This is a genomic window from Pseudoalteromonas sp. MSK9-3 (assembly GCF_003590335.1).
Taxonomy (GTDB): domain Bacteria; phylum Pseudomonadota; class Gammaproteobacteria; order Enterobacterales; family Alteromonadaceae; genus Pseudoalteromonas.
In genome coordinates this window covers 55,483-73,558 of the sequence record NZ_MIET01000024.1, presented here as the reverse complement: position 1 = coordinate 73,558, position 18,076 = coordinate 55,483, and the positions used below count along the sequence as shown (strand labels likewise).

General features: G+C 42.5%; 16 protein-coding genes. 6 read left to right on the top strand and 10 right to left on the bottom strand.

All coding sequences use genetic code 11. From position 1 onward, the window contains the following. Nucleotides 1–955 precede the first annotated feature (955 nt). Complete coding sequence (locus BGP78_RS08995) at nucleotides 956–1,630, bottom strand: tRNA-uridine aminocarboxypropyltransferase (protein WP_119861084.1); 675 nt, start codon at nucleotides 1,628–1,630, stop codon at nucleotides 956–958. Nucleotides 1,631–1,699: 69 nt separating this feature from the next. On the opposite strand from BGP78_RS08995, the gene BGP78_RS08990 reads away from it, so the two are divergent. From BGP78_RS08990 to BGP78_RS08980, 3 genes are all read left to right on the top strand, one after another. Further along, the gene (locus BGP78_RS08990) at nucleotides 1,700–2,242 is read left to right on the top strand and encodes a GNAT family N-acetyltransferase (RefSeq protein WP_119861083.1); all 543 of its coding nucleotides are present in this window, start codon (nucleotides 1,700–1,702) and stop codon (nucleotides 2,240–2,242) included. A 40-nt stretch (nucleotides 2,243–2,282) separates the two neighbouring features. Continuing rightward, nucleotides 2,283–2,672, top strand: a complete 390-nt coding sequence (locus BGP78_RS08985) for a DUF2750 domain-containing protein (protein ID WP_119861082.1) — start codon at nucleotides 2,283–2,285, stop codon at nucleotides 2,670–2,672. A gap of 105 nt (nucleotides 2,673–2,777) precedes the next feature. Beyond that, entirely contained in the window at nucleotides 2,778–3,431 is a 654-nt protein-coding gene (locus tag BGP78_RS08980; RefSeq protein ID WP_119861081.1) for a hypothetical protein, read from the top strand. 71 nt (nucleotides 3,432–3,502) lie between these two features. Here the strand turns inward: BGP78_RS08980 and lpdA are convergent, their stop codons facing one another. The 4 genes from lpdA to pdhR all read right to left on the bottom strand — a co-directional run bounded on the left by lpdA (nucleotide 3,503) and on the right by pdhR (nucleotide 10,473). Beyond that, on the bottom strand, nucleotides 3,503–4,927 hold the full coding sequence (gene lpdA / locus BGP78_RS08975) for a dihydrolipoyl dehydrogenase (protein ID WP_119861080.1): 1,425 nt from the start codon (nucleotides 4,925–4,927) through the stop codon (nucleotides 3,503–3,505). A 163-nt stretch (nucleotides 4,928–5,090) separates the two neighbouring features. Then, a complete protein-coding gene (gene aceF / locus BGP78_RS08970; protein WP_119861079.1) occupies nucleotides 5,091–6,983 on the bottom strand; it encodes a pyruvate dehydrogenase complex dihydrolipoyllysine-residue acetyltransferase in 1,893 nt (630 codons plus the stop codon). A gap of 11 nt (nucleotides 6,984–6,994) precedes the next feature. Continuing rightward, nucleotides 6,995–9,661 (bottom strand): pyruvate dehydrogenase (acetyl-transferring), homodimeric type, encoded by a 2,667-nt coding sequence (aceE, locus tag BGP78_RS08965; RefSeq protein WP_119861078.1) that lies wholly within the window; start codon nucleotides 9,659–9,661, stop codon nucleotides 6,995–6,997. 62 nt (nucleotides 9,662–9,723) lie between these two features. Next, nucleotides 9,724–10,473, bottom strand: coding sequence for a pyruvate dehydrogenase complex transcriptional repressor PdhR (gene pdhR, locus BGP78_RS08960; protein ID WP_119861077.1), 750 nt, complete (start codon nucleotides 10,471–10,473; stop codon nucleotides 9,724–9,726). A gap of 364 nt (nucleotides 10,474–10,837) precedes the next feature. Between pdhR and BGP78_RS08955 the strand changes: the two genes are divergently transcribed. Then, a complete protein-coding gene (locus tag BGP78_RS08955; RefSeq protein ID WP_119861076.1) occupies nucleotides 10,838–11,311 on the top strand; it encodes a hypothetical protein in 474 nt (157 codons plus the stop codon). A 26-nt stretch (nucleotides 11,312–11,337) separates the two neighbouring features. Here the strand turns inward: BGP78_RS08955 and BGP78_RS08950 are convergent, their stop codons facing one another. Beyond that, nucleotides 11,338–12,123, bottom strand: coding sequence for a hypothetical protein (locus BGP78_RS08950; RefSeq protein WP_119861075.1), 786 nt, complete (start codon nucleotides 12,121–12,123; stop codon nucleotides 11,338–11,340). Nucleotides 12,124–12,492: 369 nt separating this feature from the next. Here BGP78_RS08950 and BGP78_RS08945 point away from each other — a divergent pair, with 369 nt between their 5' ends. Next, a complete protein-coding gene (locus tag BGP78_RS08945; protein WP_119861074.1) occupies nucleotides 12,493–12,939 on the top strand; it encodes an Hsp20 family protein in 447 nt (148 codons plus the stop codon). 103 nt (nucleotides 12,940–13,042) lie between these two features. On the opposite strand, the gene serB is transcribed toward BGP78_RS08945, so the two are convergent. Beyond that, the gene (gene serB, locus BGP78_RS08940) at nucleotides 13,043–14,077 is read right to left on the bottom strand and encodes a phosphoserine phosphatase SerB (protein WP_119861073.1); all 1,035 of its coding nucleotides are present in this window, start codon (nucleotides 14,075–14,077) and stop codon (nucleotides 13,043–13,045) included. A 74-nt stretch (nucleotides 14,078–14,151) separates the two neighbouring features. Here serB and BGP78_RS08935 point away from each other — a divergent pair, with 74 nt between their 5' ends. Continuing rightward, nucleotides 14,152–14,772, top strand: a complete 621-nt coding sequence (locus BGP78_RS08935) for an AhpA/YtjB family protein (RefSeq protein ID WP_119861072.1) — start codon at nucleotides 14,152–14,154, stop codon at nucleotides 14,770–14,772. Here BGP78_RS08935 and BGP78_RS08930 read toward each other — a convergent pair. The 3 genes from BGP78_RS08930 to argS form a co-directional block, all read right to left on the bottom strand. Continuing rightward, complete coding sequence (locus BGP78_RS08930; protein ID WP_119861071.1) at nucleotides 14,739–15,503, bottom strand: TatD family hydrolase; 765 nt, start codon at nucleotides 15,501–15,503, stop codon at nucleotides 14,739–14,741. The genes BGP78_RS08935 and BGP78_RS08930 overlap by 34 nt on opposite strands. Before the next feature lie 21 nt (nucleotides 15,504–15,524). After that, nucleotides 15,525–16,163: a pyridoxamine 5'-phosphate oxidase gene (pdxH, locus tag BGP78_RS08925; RefSeq protein WP_119861070.1), complete on the bottom strand. Its 639-nt coding sequence runs from the start codon at nucleotides 16,161–16,163 to the stop codon at nucleotides 15,525–15,527. A gap of 92 nt (nucleotides 16,164–16,255) precedes the next feature. Continuing rightward, nucleotides 16,256–17,998 (bottom strand): arginine--tRNA ligase, encoded by a 1,743-nt coding sequence (argS, locus tag BGP78_RS08920; protein ID WP_119861069.1) that lies wholly within the window; start codon nucleotides 17,996–17,998, stop codon nucleotides 16,256–16,258. Nucleotides 17,999–18,076: the final 78 nt, after the last annotated feature.

Genomic DNA, 18,076 nt, shown 5'->3' with positions numbered 1-18,076 from the left:
TCGTAGTCAAGGAGATGATAGCTCAGGAATAGATAAAGCTGTACTCAGTGTAGCTTATTTGAAATTGTCGGACGCAATGACAGAGGACAATCAGCAGGATGCTGAGGTTGTTTAGGAAACGCTATTGGATGTAGCAACTATAAAAGGGAAAAGGACAATCAGCCGAATGCTGAGGTTTAGGAAACGCTATTGGATGTAGCAACTATATAATGGAAAAGGACAATCAGCCGGATGCTGAGGTTTAAGGAAACGCTATAGGATGTAGCAACTATATATTGGAAAAGGACAATCAGCCGGATGCTGAGGTTTATGGAAACGCTATAGGATGTAGCAACTTTAAGAGGGAAAAGGACAATCAGCTGGATGCTGAGGTTTATGGAAACGCTACAGGATGTAGCAAACATAAAAGGGAAAAGGACAATCAGCCGGATGCTGAGATTTAGGAAACGCTATTGGATGTAGCAACTTTAAAATGGAAAAGGACAATCAGCCGGATGCTGAGGTTTAGGAAACGCTACAGGAAGTGGCAAGCACAACAGGGACAAACAGCTGGATGCTGTGGCTACAAAAGGACAAATCACACAAAGTGATCAGGAGTTATACAGGAAGTATCTTTTAAGGGATTATACTAGGACATACGTTAAGCCTTGAAGCAGGCATCATCGTTAATAAACGAATTTTCGTATATTACGGACGAATGGCAGGCAGCCATGTTCATCGGATGAATATAGTGTGTAAGGACAGTACAGGACCTTAGCAGTGACGCTAATTTTCGCAGAAACAGAACACCAAGCGAAGCCACGGATGCGGACAGTTTTAGGAGTTGATCAGATCAACATTGCAGGATGCGTTTAGAAGATTCCGTCAGCGCGGCTCTCACGAGTCGCGCGCTTTCTTTTTTCTCACGACAGCTAACCGATTAAAACCATTTTTGATTTCGTTGTTCGGCACATCATTACAGCTTTTTTCGTTTACTCTTTAAATATGCATCTCTAAAGTCGATAAAGTGGCTCGTCAGCTTTTGCGCAGCGTCCTGCTCTTGATTTTGCTCTAATACCACACATGCCACTTCAGCAGTGCCCAACTGATGTTCATGTGCAGCGACACGCAATTGATAATCAGATAACGACTCTGGTGATATCGATAAAATAGGTAACGCATCAAGGTAAGGGCTCTTTCTAAACATTTTTTTAGCTTCGCGCCAAGTACCATCTAAGAAAATATAAAGCGGCGTTTTCCCCTCAATACCCTCTACTTTAGTGATCACTCTCGCCAGTTCAGACTCTCTGTCATCCACAGGAAAAACAATAACCGGAAAATAATTCGGATTATTCAGCAGCTCGATCAATTTTGGATCTGGTTCTGTTCTGTCCCATCTAAAAGCGTAATTATCTGGTATAATGTCAGCGATCAGTCGCCCAGTATTCGATGGTTTAAAGCTTTCATTGTGATACATAATGAGACAAACAGCACTCTGGCAAGTATCTGCTACAGTAATGCCATCACAAATACATAAGTGCTGCGCAAGTAAACACGCTTCACATCGGTTTAACCTTGATCCTCTGGCTTTATATTCACGCCTCGCAACCGCGATTTGTTGTTGGCGCAAGGCCAATACAGAATTACTCACTAGATACCCTCAAAACAATCAAGCGTGTATTGTAATAAAATTCAGATATAAAAACAGTAAGGAGCCTCGATGAATATTCAAAACTCTGCAAGATTACATTTTCGCCTTATGACGCAAGACGACGCCCAATTACTATTTGAACTTGATCAAGATCCTGCTGTTATGGCACACATTAACGGTGGCATCGCCAATTCAATGGCCGATATACAAGAGACTTATATTCCTCGATTAATCTCGTTTACAAATAAAGCAAAAGGCTGGGGGCTTTGGCATACCAGCCTATTGTCAAATAACGAATTTATAGGATGGATCCTAGTAAGACCTATGGGGTTCTTTGAAGGTGATAGTAATACGTTAGATTTAGAGCTAGGCTGGCGCTTTAAGCAATCATCTTGGGGCAAAGGATATGCAACAGAGGCTGCTCAACAAGTTGCCAATACCATTTGTAAAGTGCACCCTGAGTTAGAAGCACTTTCTGCAACGGCCCTTGTGGAAAATCATGGTTCTTTAAAAGTCATGAAAAACATTGGAATGAAATATATCAAAAACTATATTTACAACGACCCTCGTGGCGATCATGATGCCGTACTGTATCGCAAAAGCTTAAAATAATGATGAATATCAGCACACAACTATTTAAAAGAGGTATGTCATGACACACTCTATTGATCAACAACGCATGAACTCTATTCTCAGCAATGACAATACACAACGTTACAAATACTTAATCAAAGAAGTCTCAAGCACAGAACTGGTATGGATCCTAACTGATGAACACGGTTGCGTTATGCTAAATAGTGATGATGAGGATTGTGTGCCTATTTGGCCTAATGAAGAGTTTGCCACATTATGGGCTACTGGCGACTGGCAAGACTGTAAACCTCAGTCAATATCACTTAAGAAATGGCATGCTAAATGGACTGACGGCCTAGCAGAAGACGAACTTGCTATCGCAGTGTTCCCCATCCCAGATCAAGATGGCTTAATCGTATACCCCGATGAGTTCGATTATGAACTCGTGAAGTATAGAAAGAAAAAATAATACACTTCAACATGATAATACACAGTGTTGTAGGCACTGTGTATTGATTTCCTATCCGTACCCTTTACAATGCCAATCCTTTACAATTACACAAGAATATATATCGTGAAATTACAAAGTTTTGCAGCGTGTGCACTACTTCCTTTTGCCTTTAACATCAATGCAGCAGAAAATACTTCTCTTCCTATTGAGAATAACCTAGCTTACTCAGTTTATGCTGGGATCACCACAGGTGGTGATGAGTTAATTGATTTAGAGTATGAAAATGGCCCAAGTCAAAGTATTAAAGCTGGTGGTCTAATTAATCTCGGTGCTGGCGCTAAGTACACATTCAATAACCTTTGGTCTTTACAAACTAACCTTGGTTACCATTTCGACTCTGATAATGCAGACAATGCCGATATCAGCTTTTCTCGATGGGCACTCGATATTATTCCTTATTATCAAATTAATGACGCATTTAAAGTAGGTGTAGGTATTACTTACCATTTAAATACGGAATTTGAGGTTGAGATGGGGAGCATGATAGATGCAAAAACCTCATTTGAGTCGTCAGCAGGTTTAGTTGCTTCTGTTGGTTACCAATTTGAAAACCCAAATAGCTGGGTTGAATTAAGAATCGTATCAATATCTTATAACGCTGATAAGGTCACTTTAGATAGAGCGTTTGGCATGAGTATCAATGAGACCGTCAATACTGTTGATGTTCCAAGTATAGATGGTAATCATATCGGACTAACTTATCATTATGTTTTCTAAATGTTTATGATTGTATCGTATACATAAAAAAACCCAGCTAATGCTGGGTTTTTTACTTTAAAAGCAAAAGCTTACTTTTTCTTTACTGCTTTTTTATTTGGTAAGTCAGTGATTGACCCTTCAAATATTTCAGCTGCAAGTCCAATAGACTCATTCAATGTCGGGTGAGCATGAATTGTTAGCGCAAGGTCTTCACCATCCGCGCCCATTTCAACGGCTAGGCCAATTTCACCTAACATTTCACCGGCATTAATACCGACCATTGCACCACCGATAACACGACCAGATTCTTTATCAAAGATAAGCTTTGTAGAACCTTCAGTGCGCGCAGAAGCGATAGCACGACCAGATGCAGCCCACGGGAATACCGCAGTTTCAATGCTAAGGCCTTGCTCTTTTGCTTCTCTTTCAGTAACACCAACCCATGCAATCTCAGGATCTGTGTATGCAATTGAAGGAATACATTTAGGGTCGAAGAAGTGCTTCTGACCTGAAATCACTTCAGCAGCAACATGCGCTTCATGCACCGCTTTGTGTGCAAGCATTGGCTGACCAACAACATCACCGATTGCGAAGATGTTATTCACGTTGGTACGCATTTGCTTATCAGTATTAATAAAGCCACGCTCATCAACATTGACGCCCGCTTTATCAGCATCTAACAGCTTACCATTTGGCGTACGGCCAACAGCCACTAATACTTTGTCATAACGTACTGGTTCTGCAGGTGCTTTTTTACCTTCAAACGTCACATATAGACCATCGTCTTTCGCTTCTACAGCAACAACTTTAGTCGACAACATCACGTTAAACTTGTCTTTCACGTAGCGTTGGTAAATTTTAATGATATCTTTGTCTGCAGCAGGTACTAGCTGATCAGCAAATTCAACCACATCAATTTGAGAGCCTAGTGCACGATAAACCGTACCCATCTCAAGACCGATGATACCACCACCTAAAACAAGTAGTTTCTCTGGTACGTCTTTAAGCTCTAATGCACCAGTAGAATCTATTACACGATCATCTTCTGGGATGAAAGGTAGATTAACTGGTTGAGAACCGGCTGCGATAATAGCGTTGTCAAAAGTTACTGTCGTAGTACCCGCTTCGCCTTCAACTGCAATCGTATTAGAGCCGGTAAATTTACCATAGCCACTCACTACGCTTACTTTACGCATTTTAGCCATGCCGTCTAGGCCACCAGTCAACTGACCGATCACAGACTCTTTCCATGTACGGATTTTATCTAAGTCAATTTGCGGCGCGCCAAATGTAACACCGTGTGAAGACATTTCAGCTGCATCATCAATGACTTTAGCAACGTGAAGTAATGCTTTTGAAGGGATACAACCAACGTTCAAGCATACACCACCTAGAGTGTTGCGAGATTCAATTAGTGTAACGTCTAAACCTAGATCCGCAGCACGGAATGCTGCTGAGTAACCACCAGGACCACCGCCTAGTACAACAACTTGAGTTTTGATTTCGTTGCTCATGTTATTACCTTAACTATTATTCGAACGGGACTGTACTCAAAAAGAGTATCCGTACCAAAATGCCTGCCACATACTCAATATTTGGTACAAGGCAGAGAGAGTTTAAAAATTGTATCATTCACACAAAAAGATGTCCCGCCTATTTATGAGGCGGGACAGCAAATTACATTACTAACTGACGGATATCGCTTAAGTAGTTAGCGAGTGTCACAGTAAAGCGTGCTGCCAATGCACCGTCAATTACACGGTGATCATATGAACAACTTAGCGGCACCATTAAGCGCGGCTCAAATTCTTTACCATTCCACTTAGGTTTCATTTCTGATTTAGAAACCCCTAAGATAGCGACTTCAGGTGCATTGACGATAGGAGTAAATGCCGTACCACCAATACCACCCAAGCTTGAAATTGTGAAACAGCCGCCCTGCATGTCTGGTGCGGTTAACTTACCATCTCGGGCTTTCTTAGAAATATCCATCAACTCACGTGATAGCTCAATAATGCCTTTGTTGTTCACATCTTTAAACACTGGAACAACCAAGCCATTTGGCGTATCAACCGCAACACCAATATTGACATATTTCTTCAGAATTAAGCTTTCACCATCTTGCGACAGTGATGAGTTAAACGTTGGGAACTCTTCCAACGCTTTGGCTGCCGCTTTCATCACAAACACAAGTGGAGTGATCTTAACGCCAAGCTTTTTCTTCTCTGCTAAGACATTCTGTTCTTTACGGAATGCTTCAAGCGTTGTGATATCCGCTTCATCAAATTGGGTTACGTGTGGAATTTGCACCCAGTTACGATGCAGGTTTGCACCTGAAATTTTCTGAATACGAGATAGTTTCTTCTCTTCTACTTCACCAAATTTAGCAAAGTCAACTTTTGGCCAAGGGATAAGACCAAGCTCACCACCACCAGAGTTGTTGTTAGAGATTTGACCTGATTCAACTTTCTTAACCAGCTCTTTCACATAGTTCTGTACATCTTCTTTAACCACACGTCCTTTACGGCCAGTGCCTTTAACACGCGCTAGGTTTACACCGAACTCACGCGCTAAACGACGCACTACCGGAGAGGCATGCGCATAAGATGCGTTCGCTTCAAATTCTTCTTTAACATTAGAAGCCGCTGGCGCTGATGCAGGCTTAGCTGCAGGTGCTGGTGAAGAAGGTGCTGGCGTTGCTTGCGCAACAGGTGCTGCAACTGGCGCACTGCCTGCTACTTCAAATACAAATACCAATGAACCCGTTGATACTTTATCGCCAACGTTTACTTTAATCTCTTTCACTGTACCAGCAAATGGTGCAGGTACTTCCATAGCGGCTTTATCGCCCTCTACGTTTAAGATTGATTGGTCTTCGCTGACTGTATCGCCAACCGCGACCATAATATCGGTCACTTCAACTTCGTCGCCACCAATATCAGGAACATTCACTTCTTTGTTGGCACTGGCTACTGGTGCAGCAGGCGCTGCTGCTTCAACCGCAGGGGCTGCAACTGGCGCTGAACCGGCCGTTTCGAAAACAAACACTAAGCTGCCCGTTGATACTTTATCGCCAACGTTCACTTTGATCTCTTTAACAGTACCCGCAAATGGCGCTGGTACTTCCATAGCGGCCTTATCGCCCTCTACGTTTAAAATTGATTGGTCTTCGCTAACTGTGTCGCCAATAGCAACCATAATATCGGTCACTTCAACTTCATCACCACCAATATCTGGTACATGGACTTCTTTTAGCTCTGCGCTAGCAGCTGGGGCTGCGACTTCTGCCACCACAGCAGGCGTCGCTACTTCAGCCGCAGGAGCAGCAGACGCTGCACCTTGACTTTCAAAGACCATAATTAACGACCCGGTTGCAACCGTATCGCCTTCTGAAATTTTTATTTCTTTCACTACGCCAGCATGTGCAGAAGGCACTTCCATAGAAGCTTTATCACCTTCAACGGTAAGCAAAGATTGATCTTCACTTACTGTATCACCCACACTTACTAGGATCTCGGTTACTTCAACCTCATCCGCGCCAATGTCAGGAACATGAATTTCGATTGTCATGATTAAACCTCTTATGCGTAAAGTGGGTTAGTTTTTGTTGTGTCGATATCAAATTTCTTAATCGCTTCAACAACCACTGATGATTCTACTTTGCCTTGCTTAACAAGCTCTGTTAGCGCAGCAACCACAACGTAACCCGCGTTCACTTCAAAATGACGACGTAAATTCTCACGGCTGTCTGAGCGACCGTAGCCATCAGTACCTAACACTTTGTAAGAAGAGCTTGGCATAAAGGCACGTACTTGCTCAGCGTAGTTTTTCATATAATCTGTTGCAGCAATGGCTGGTGAGTCACCTAGCACAGTGGCGATATATGGCACTTGCGCATCGTTTTGCGGGTTAAGCATGTTCAAACGTTCAACCGCTTGACCATCACGCGCTAACTCATTGAATGAGGTTACCGAGTAAACATCAGAAGCAACACCGTACTCTTCACTTAGAATAACAGCCGCTTTACGTACTTCGTTTAAGATAGTACCTGAACCCAGTAACTGAACATGGGCTTTTTCACCCGTATTAGATTCTAGTTTGTAGATACCCTTACGAATACCTTCTTCAGCACCTTCTGGCATTGCAGGCTGATGATAGTTCTCGTTCATTAGCGTCAAGTAGTAGAACACGTTTTCTTGCTCAGGACCGTACATACGACGAATACCATCTTGCATAATTACCGCAACTTCATAACCGAACGTTGGGTCATAAGAAATACAGTTAGGCACTGTTGCAGCTTGAATATGACTGTGGCCATCTTCATGCTGTAAGCCTTCACCGTTTAGTGTTGTACGACCTGCTGTCGCGCCTAATAAGAAACCACGAGCTTGCTGATCGCCTGCCATCCATGCCATATCACCAACACGTTGGAAACCAAACATAGAGTAATAAATATAGAATGGGATCATTGGCAAATCACTGGTGCTGTATGACGTTGCAGCAGCAACCCATGAAGACATAGCACCTAGCTCATTGATACCTTCTTGCAATACCTGACCTGATGTTTCTTCTTTGTAGTAAGAAACAATATCACGGTCTTGCGGCGTATAATTTTGGCCATGCGGGTTATAAATACCAATTTGACGGAATAAACCTTCCATACCAAACGTACGTGCTTCATCGGCAATAATTGGCACGATGTTTTTGCCAATACCCTTGTCTTTCAGCAACACATTAAGCGCACGAACAAATGCCATTGTGGTAGAAATGTCACGCTTTTGCTCTTGCAATAATGGCGCAAACGCATCAACTTCAGGTAGTGTCAGAGCTTGTGTAAAGTTAGGTAAACGCTGCGGAGTATAACCGTGTAGCGCTTTACGACGAGCATGAAGGTACTCATATTCTTTCGAGCCTTCTTCTACCGTTAAATACGGTAAATCTTTAAGCTGTTCGTCAGTCACCAAGTCCTCTAGTCCTAGACGTGAACGTAAATGCTCAACGTGCGTTAGGTCCATTTTCTTAACTTGGTGTGCAATGTTTTTACCTTCTGCCGCTTCACCCATGCCATAACCTTTTACAGTTTTAGCTAGGATAACCGTTGGACGACCTTTCTCTTCTTGCGCTGCTTTAAAGGCTGCAAATAATTTAGACGGCTCGTGTCCACCACGTTTCAGGGCAAAAATTTCGTCATCTGTCATATCAGCAACCAATGCTGCTGTTTCAGGGTAACGACCAAAGAAGTGCTCACGTACGTACGCGCCATTCTTTGCTTTATAAGTTTGATAGTCACCGTCGATAGTTTCGTTCATCAACTCAAGTAACTTACCAGTTGTGTCTTTAGCTAGAAGCTTGTCCCAACCTGATCCCCAAACAACCTTGATCACATTCCAGCCAGCACCTTTGAATAGGCCCTCTAGCTCTTGAATGATTTTACCGTTACCCATTACTGGCCCATCTAGGCGCTGTAGGTTACAGTTGATCAAGTAACATAGGTTGTCTAGCTTCTCACGCGCAGCAAACGAGATTGCGCCACGTGATTCTGGCTCATCCATTTCGCCATCACCCAAGAACGCATATACACGCTGTGCTGAGGTATCTTTCATACCACGGCCATCAAGGTACTTTAAGAAACGCGCTTGATAAATTGATGCAATTGGACCTAAGCCCATAGATACCGTTGGGAACTGCCAGAATTCAGGCATCAGCTTAGGGTGAGGGTATGAAGAAATCCCCTTTCCATCCACTTCTTGACGGAAGTTATCTAGTTGCTCAGCAGTTAAACGCCCTTCAAGGAAAGCACGTGCATAAATACCTGGTGAAATATGGCCTTGGTAATAAACTAAATCACCGCCATCGACTTCATTTGGTGCACGGAAGAAATGGTTAAAACACATTTCATAAAATGCTGCTGACGACTGGTAAGACGCCATATGTCCGCCAAGCTCAAGATCTTTCTTTGACGCACGTAATACGATCATAATCGCATTCCAACGAACGATAGAGCGAATACGACGTTCAATGTTCACATCGCCCGGGTAAGCTGGCTCTTTATCAGCTGGAATTGTGTTTACATAGTTAGTCGTGATGCCAGTTGGCATATCAACGCCATCAAGACGTGCTTGCTCTAAAACTTGCTCTAGCAAGAACTGAGCGCGCTCTACACCTTCTTCTTTTACTACCGACTCAAGCGCTTGCAACCACTCTTTGGTTTCTAACGCGTCTACGTCAAATTTATTGACTTCAGACATATGGAGTGTTCCTTATGTTTAAAATACGAATTTATTTATTCAGTTTTAACAAACCAACTTAATTACTGTTGCTTGGTCCGTCTTAGGCTTCGCTCTATTCGAGAGCGCTCTTTACCTGCTTGTAATAAGGCTTCTTCAATGAACGCCAAGTGTGCATTACTCGCTAACCGTGCTTGCTCTGGATTACCATTGATCACAGCATCCATTAACACTTTACGATGTTCAGCCAGCTGCTCACTGACATCTGATTTTTGTACTAGAACCGTTAAGTTCTGCAATACATTTTGTTCCAATAACGTTTGCATTCCGCGCATTAAATGCAGTAACACCACATTATGTGACGCTTCTGCTACGGTAAAATGAAATGTGTTAATCGCGGTCGCCGTTTGTGCTAAATCACCTTGAACAGAGGCAATACGATCAAAACTATGTTGTACTTTTTCAAAATCAGTGCCGGTACCGCGTAATGCGGCGTAATAAGCAGCAATACCTTCCAGCGCATGACGAAACTCAAGTAAATCAAATTGAGATTCAGGGTGTTTACTGATCAAATCAAACAATGGATCAGTGAGCCCTTCTTCTAATTGATTTTTTACATACGTTCCGCCACCTTGACGCCGTGTAACCAGTCCTTTCGCTTCTAGCTTTTGAATCGCTTCTCGTAATGAAGGGCGAGACACATCAAACTGTTTGGCAAGCTCTCTTTCTGGCGGCAACTTAGCACCCGGCATCAATGACCCTTCTAAGATCATGTTTTCGAGTTGTTCCAAAATAACATCTGATAACTTAGCTGCTTTTATCTTTAAAGACATTAATCAATCGCCGAATTTAGGTGTATTGCCAACCGCTGAAACCATCAGTAAGTTGGAGTATTAAAACCAAAAGGTAAATTGGTCATACCAAATTTGGACAATACGGTACCAAAATCAAGCTGTACTGTCAAAAATCTGCGTATTATTGCCTTAAACAACCGCAAACTAGAGTCTAAACTTTATACAAAAATATACATTTGAGAAGCGTTATAAAAAAGGTCTGACCAGTCGAGCGTTTTTAAAACACCGTGAGCACTTTTAAACGTGCTAGATATTATACGCTAATGCGCTTACGTCCCTCTTTGTAATAAGCCCCTTTATAAACAATAATGAGAGAAACCCTGAACGTAATTAAAGGTGCACTATGTCAATGGCTGTCGTCGGTGGTATCGTTTTTTCAGTTTTTTTAATGATTTTACTGTTTGTTAGAGGTGAAAACATAAAACGAGAGCTAAAACGTGCCAATGCTAAATTAGAGTCCGCAAGTCGCCAAAAAACGCATTTGGGCGGCATTGTTATGGAGTTAGCAAAAGAAGAGCAATTAATGCTAAAAGAGCGCATGGCCAGAATTCAAAAAGAGAGTGCACCAAACGAACGGTTTGTTGTGTGCACGCGATTGTTAATCGATGCAAGCGACTCCGTCATTAGTGATGCCGCATTAGATAACAGAACGGTCAAAAAAGCGTTCGAGTATTATCTATCTCACTTTTCTGACATACCCTTTACTGAGTTTAAAACCGTTATTTTACAAGAACAAAAACGCCAACAACTCTGGGCCTGCGACAACATTCATGCCTATTTAGAGTTATGTAAAAGCTGTATTTCAGCCATTGAATAAACCTGCCACACGTTTATTTTGCTGCACTACTTCGATGACTTCCTTAACCGGTAATTAAGAAATATCACTTCCCTCGCTTGTTTACCTACAGCACGTCGATGTAAAAGTTGAATATTTTCTAACGCAACATGCCCCTTTGCTGCCACAACCGATACAGGCGTGCTTCTAGTCGTTTTACTTGCGTATATCCGCCCAAAATCACCTAACATGGTTCGCCATGAATTTAGCATAAAGGGTTCTGGGATCACTTCATGAGGGCTACACTCCCCATCAACATCAGATAAATACACCATCAGAGTAAGTGAAATAAAATCAGGGAAATCACGATGAAACGTGGTTGCTCGTGTAATTGCATGTTCATGCTCTGGTAAAGTTCGAACAAAATAAGAACTGTCTAACTCTGGGGTCGACTTAAAATAATAACTCACAAGTGCCATTACCAGAGGATCTTCTGCCAAGCCCCTAACAATCGAGTGGTTTCTATGCGGGTTTTCGTAAAAGTTTACGTTCAATTCTATAAACAATCGACTCAACTGATCACAGACGTTTGGCTTAATTTGTAAGCCACAAAGACAATGTGCTTCGAGCAAGGTATCCAGCATAAGATCTGTTGGCTGTGCAAGCAATACACTTGATGACAATGGTACGTTCAACACATCATTTTTTGTGACGTTTAGCGGGTATTTCCGTTGATAGTAATGAATAACCGATTTTTGCCATGGACCTGAGTAAAAAAGTCGCCTGATAGGGATGATCAAACTCGTATAAATAACAGTGTGCCGTATATAGTGTTGTAAGTTTTTAGATAGCACACGGAGTCCTGTTTCCAATTAAATTGAGCCCTAAATTAACACGCTTTACTGTTGGGCTATTCTGAATCCCTTTTCTTTTATGACATGCTAGATCACAGTATTTTTAATAAGGAAAATAACAGCTCTTCATGTCACTTTAGTTCAAAACCTCGCTTTATTCACAATCAAAATGCAAATTAAGTCAGTAGGTTAAGCAAGTATAAAAAATTAATTTAAAACTTTTCCTTGAAATACCTCTACGCTGACCATAGATATGTTTTAGGACGCCGGCAGGGTCCAAAATTAAAATTAACTATATGTTTATATTGATGTTTATTGCTTATCAAAAAGAATAAACACCATCATTAATCGCTTTATGAGGATGCAAATATGCGAACTATCGACTTAACACCACTACACCGCTCATTCATTGGTTTTGACCACTTATCATCGTTAATGGAAGCGGCACAGCGCAATGGCGAAAAGCAACCTAGCTACCCACCATACAATATTGAAGCACTAGATAACGACAGGTATCAAATTACCATGGCTGTTGCCGGATTCAATGATGCTGAATTGTCTATCGAGTCAGAAAATAACACTTTATTGGTTAAAGGTGAAAAAGCCGCAAATGATAACACTGCGCAGCGACAATTTATCCATCAAGGTATTGCTGAGCGCAACTTCGAACGTAAGTTCCAATTAGGGGATCATGTTCGCATCCTTGGTGCTGAATTAGATAACGGTTTACTAATAATTGATCTACAGCGTGAAGTGCCTGAAGCACTCAAGCCTAGAAAGATCGCAATTAATACCGGTAATTTATTGCAAGATTAACTCGCTCTCCAAACCTTTTTTCATGTTGTGACATACAGAGCTGCTTCACTGAGTGACAGCTCTGTTTTATAAGCGTAACCCGCACAACACATGCCCTATTGTATTAATCATCCGATTTCGCTGGTATAGCGAGTAAATAAAGCACTTGTAATAATGACCCTTGGCAAATTGCCGCATCGGCTTGAGCAACCACTTTGGGCTTACCGTGCACGGCAATACCAATACCTGCTTCAGCCATCATCACTAAATCATTAGCGCCATCACCAATCGCGACGCACTGATGCTTAGGTAACGCTAATTTAGCTCTAATATCCGATAAAATATCCGCTTTGCGCTGCGCATTAACGATATCTCCAATCACATGACCTGTTAATCTGTTATCGGAAATTTCCAATTCATTGGCATAATACGCATCTAACTGAAGAGGCTTTTGCAGTGCCTCTGCAAACCAAGTAAAACCACCGGATGCTATTACCAAATGCCAATCATGGCTTTTTAATATATGACATAAAGCTTGAATACCAGGCATTAAAGGCAAATCATCTTTTAAGGTTTGAATAAGGGATAACTCAACACCTTCGAGCTTACCCACCCGTTGATGCAAGCTGTCATTAAATGCCAATTTACCAGCCATTGCTTGTGCCGTCACACTTGCAACCTCGTCATACACACCGGCTAACCGCGCGATTTCATCAATGCATTCTATCGTAATGGCTGTAGAGTCCATATCCATCACCATGAGGCCTTTTTGCTTTAAATCAGCTGGATTGGTAATACATGTGCCTTGCAAACCTTGATCCGCTGCGACCCCTCTCAATCCATGCCGAAACTCACTCATCATGGTGTCACTCAAGTGACTATCACTATGTAATACTAACCCCGCAGGCAATTGAGAGTCGGGTTGATACAAGCACAAAGAAGACACCACAACCTTATACTGTGCAGCAAACGAAAGTAGTGCAACGGCACTCATTGCTGTTAGCTCATCGCCAAATACACTGATAAATATCCCTTGTTGACGCAAAGGGGCTTTATCTTTCAAATGCAATTGTGCATTTTCAACTTGATACCATTTTGTTAAGGTAAGGACCTGTGACAAGGGTTTTTCACTAAGGTGAGTAAGACTAACGGGCGACATGTTTGGCTCCTAAGTAACGTGCTGACCCTTTTTACCATCTCAGGTGTAACCTGTCAGCAAACATCAGGGGCACTATGAAAAATACACAAGCTATCGATTTGATCACCTCCTCCCGTGGCCGTAGAATGATCCGGTTAATTATTGCAGCAGGCTGCTTTATTTTATTAACAAAAATCGCGTTTAATACCAGCTTTGAATCACACCAACTGCTTCATAAGCAAGCCGACAGTGCAGCTAAAAGCCTCACCACACAACTTGCCCTCAATGCTGCTCAGCCACTACAGCGCGATGACATTCCAGCGTTAAGAAAGCTCACCAACCATTTAGCCCATGACCCCTTTGTGATGGGAGTCAGTATTTATAGCCAACAGGGTAAGTTAAAAATCAGTAATGATGGTTTTACCCCACAAGAAAATATTCAAGGATTACCAACTGCACTTCCTGGGATCAGCAAAATAAAAACGCCCATTATTGTACAAATTGTTGATGCGAGCGAGCAGCCAATCGGCTTTGTCAGTGTCGTCTATTTAACTGAATCTGCGATGGCTCAAAGCCACCAGCATTTTCATGAGCTAGGCCGAATGGTATTGCTTATGTTAATGATCACCTGTGTGTTTACTTGGCAGATTGGCCGTGGTTTAAAACGCTGGGAAGTAAAACGTCAAATTCGAAAAAGCGCACAAGACGACGCATAAAGCTGCTCTGCAATGGTATCGACTGGCTCATCACGTAAACGGCACAAATGAGTAAACACCTCAGCTAAACGTTTTGGTACATTTATTTGCCCTTGATAACCGGCTAACGGCATAGAGGGGGCATCTGTTTCTAATAACAATGCATCGAGTGGCACTTGAGCAAAAACCCTCTTGGTTTTGTTCGCCCTTGCATAACTGATCGTACCGCCTACGCCTAACTTAAACCCTTTTTGAATATAGTACTGCGCTTGTTGCAGCGATCCCGAAAAAGCATGAATAACGCCGCCATATAACGGGGGAGTGAGTTTAAAACTTTGGGCTATCAAATGGTGGCTTTGTCGGTGGTGAACAATTAATGGTAACTTTAGTGTATTGGCCAGTGTAATGTGCTGCTGAAACAAAGACTGTTGAAAGTCTAACTGCTTACATGTCGCATCTATGCCACACTCTCCAATCGCAACAAGTCGCTCTACATGCGCCGCTGCAAACTCGGCAAGCTCAGCAAAATGGTCATCATGATGCTGAGCAATAAAGTAGGGGTGCAAGCCCAGCGCAATATGACAACTTGCATACTGCTGCTTAAATGCCACTAAAGACTTACTTTGTGCCAATGTCACACCGGGGACTAAGAAATCACTCACGCCAGCACTGTGTGCTTCGCTTAAATGCTCTACTAGCCCCTCAGCTAATTCAGGAAAATCTAGATGACAATGACTATCAAAAAAGCGCATGTTACAGACCCCCTAGCAGCATTACGGGTTCAACCGTTCAATACTCCACGTACTATCTGGCTGCTTAATGTACATAAACCGGTCATGTAAGCGATGATCCCCCCCTTGCCAAAACTCGATTTTGCTTGGCTCTACACAATACCCCCCCCAAAAATCAGGAAGCGGAATATCGCCATTAGAGAATTTTGCTTTCATCGCATGAAATGTCTCCATCAAGGCTTTACGAGATGAAACTGGGCGTGATTGTTGCGATGCCCATGCAGCCAATTGACTTTCTTGCGGGCGAGACAAAAAGTATTTGGCAACCGCAGCCGTCGAAAGCGGTTTAGCTTCACCATACACAATCACTTGACGCTCAATGGCATGCCAAGGGAAGTGTAAGCTCACCTTATTGTTACCTTTAAGCTCTTGTGCTTTACGCGATCCCGTATTAGTAAAAAATACAAACCCTTTCTCATCTAAATGCTTTAACAGCACAATACGCTGTGAGGGTTGGCCCGTTTCATCAACGGTTGCCACAACCATGGCGGTAGGGTCGCTGAATTTTGCGTCGACGGCTTGTTGTAACCACGCTTCGAATTGCGCAGTGGGTTCATCAGCTAACATCTCACGGCGCAGCCCACCTTTACTATACTCGCGGCGAATATCTTCAAGCTTCATGGTATTTCCTTACAAAAAAACCGCATCAACAAGGTTGCAATGCGGCTTTAATTTATCGAATCAGGGGTTGTCCTAATGCATACAAATGTAGATTACATTTGCTCCATTACTTCAATACCCAATAAATCTAAGCCGGTACGTAATGTATTGGCAACTAAGTTACACAGCACTAAACGGCTATCTCGTACATCACTTGCCACATCGTCTTTTAAGATTGGACAAGCTTCGTAGAACGTCATATACAAACTAGCTAACTCGTACAAGTAACCACATAATACGTGTGGTGTGGCTTCACTGATCATCAGATCCAACACTTCTTCTAGTTGTAACAACTTAATTGCCAGCGCTTTTTCTTGTGGCTGCTCAATATTGATGGTCGCAGTTAAGGCACTGCTATCTATGTCAGCTTTACGGAAGATACTGCGTACGCGTGTATAAGCATATTGCAGATATGGTGCCGTCGCGCCTTCAAAGCTCAACATGCTGTCCCAGTTAAAAATATAGTCGCTGGTACGGTGCTTAGATAAATCAGCATACTTAACCGCACCAATCCCCACCTTTCGGGCAATTTCAGCACGTTCGGCGTCCGACAACCCTGACTCGCGATCAGCTAACTTATCAGTCGCACGGCTAATGGCTTCTTCGAGTAAGTCCGCAAGTTTAACGGTACCACCAGTACGTGTTTTAAATGGTTTACCATCACTGCCCATCATGGTGCCAAATGGGCTGAACTCATAACTGGTTTCATCACGCAGTAAACCGGCTTTACGCGCAGTTAACTCAACTTGGTTGAAGTGCAAACTTTGACGGGCATCAACAAAAATTAAGATGCGGTCTGCACCCAGTTTATTTGAGCGATAGTCACATGCAGCTAAATCAGTGGTGGCATATAAAAAGCCACCGCCAGATTTTTGCACAATAAATACCGATGGCTCACCATCTTTATTCGCTAACTCGTCTAAAAATACAACTTGCGCACCTTGGTCTTCGACCGCAATGTTCTTGTCTTTTAACAATGAAATAATCGCATTCAGTTCACCGTTATAAGCACTTTCAGCCATGATGTCATTGCGCGTAAGCGTTACGTTTAAACGTTGATACACTTCTTCAGAATGCTTTACAGAGGTGTCAATGAACAAAGTCCATAATTTCTGACAATGTGCATCACCACTTTGTAGCTTTACAACGTAATTGCGGGCTTTATCGGCAAAGCCTTCTTCGTCATCAAAGCGCTTCTTCGCATCACGATAAAATGTTTCTAAGTCAGCGAGTGCCACAGACTCTAAATCAACACCTTGATTTAATAAGTCTTCTAAATGTGCGATCAACATACCAAACTGCGTACCCCAATCACCCATGTGGTTTTGACGCACTACCGTATCACCACGAAACTCTAAAGCTCGCACGACAGAGTCGCCAATAATCGTCGAACGTAAGTGCCCTACATGCATTTCTTTCGCCAAGTTAGGCGAAGAGAAATCAACCACGACTTTCTGTGGCTGGCTATGTTCAGCAACCGCTAATTTCTGGTCTTGGTTTGCTGCCACAAGACTATTTGATAAAAACTCAGGCTTTAGGTGAATATTAATAAACCCAGGACCTGCAATTTCTGTTTTTTCAGCAATGTCTGATACGTCTAAATTATCAATAATTTTTTGTGCCAGTTCGCGCGGGTTGGTTTTCAGTGCTTTTGCCGCACCCATTGCGCCATTAATTTGGTAATCACCAAATTGTGGGCGTGTACTTTGCGTTACTGCTGGGTTTGAACCTTCAGGAATACCAGCTGCACCCATCGCCGCATTGGCTTTTTCAATTAATATCGTTTTAATATTCATTCTTCGTCCTATTATGTGCTGCTTAGGAGCTTGCTCAACTGCACAGCACACTATAAATCTATCACTTAATTTACACGG

Bases quoted from the DNA above. Each gene is read 5' to 3' on its own strand.
- BGP78_RS08990 (WP_119861083.1), top strand. From the start codon at position 1,700: ATGAATATTCAAAACTCTGCAAGATTACATTTTCGCCTTATGACGCAA.
- BGP78_RS08985 (WP_119861082.1), top strand. From the start codon at position 2,283: ATGACACACTCTATTGATCAACAACGCATGAACTCTATTCTCAGCAAT.
- lpdA (WP_119861080.1), bottom strand. From the start codon at position 4,927: ATGAGCAACGAAATCAAAACTCAAGTTGTTGTACTAGGCGGTGGTCCT.
- aceF (WP_119861079.1), bottom strand. From the start codon at position 6,983: ATGACAATCGAAATTCATGTTCCTGACATTGGCGCGGATGAGGTTGAA.
- aceE (WP_119861078.1), bottom strand. From the start codon at position 9,661: ATGTCTGAAGTCAATAAATTTGACGTAGACGCGTTAGAAACCAAAGAG.
- pdhR (WP_119861077.1), bottom strand. From the start codon at position 10,473: ATGTCTTTAAAGATAAAAGCAGCTAAGTTATCAGATGTTATTTTGGAA.
- BGP78_RS08955 (WP_119861076.1), top strand. From the start codon at position 10,838: ATGTCAATGGCTGTCGTCGGTGGTATCGTTTTTTCAGTTTTTTTAATG.
- BGP78_RS08945 (WP_119861074.1), top strand. From the start codon at position 12,493: ATGCGAACTATCGACTTAACACCACTACACCGCTCATTCATTGGTTTT.
- serB (WP_119861073.1), bottom strand. From the start codon at position 14,077: ATGTCGCCCGTTAGTCTTACTCACCTTAGTGAAAAACCCTTGTCACAG.
- BGP78_RS08935 (WP_119861072.1), top strand. From the start codon at position 14,152: ATGAAAAATACACAAGCTATCGATTTGATCACCTCCTCCCGTGGCCGT.
- BGP78_RS08930 (WP_119861071.1), bottom strand. From the start codon at position 15,503: ATGCGCTTTTTTGATAGTCATTGTCATCTAGATTTTCCTGAATTAGCT.
- pdxH (WP_119861070.1), bottom strand. From the start codon at position 16,163: ATGAAGCTTGAAGATATTCGCCGCGAGTATAGTAAAGGTGGGCTGCGC.
- argS (WP_119861069.1), bottom strand. From the start codon at position 17,998: ATGAATATTAAAACGATATTAATTGAAAAAGCCAATGCGGCGATGGGT.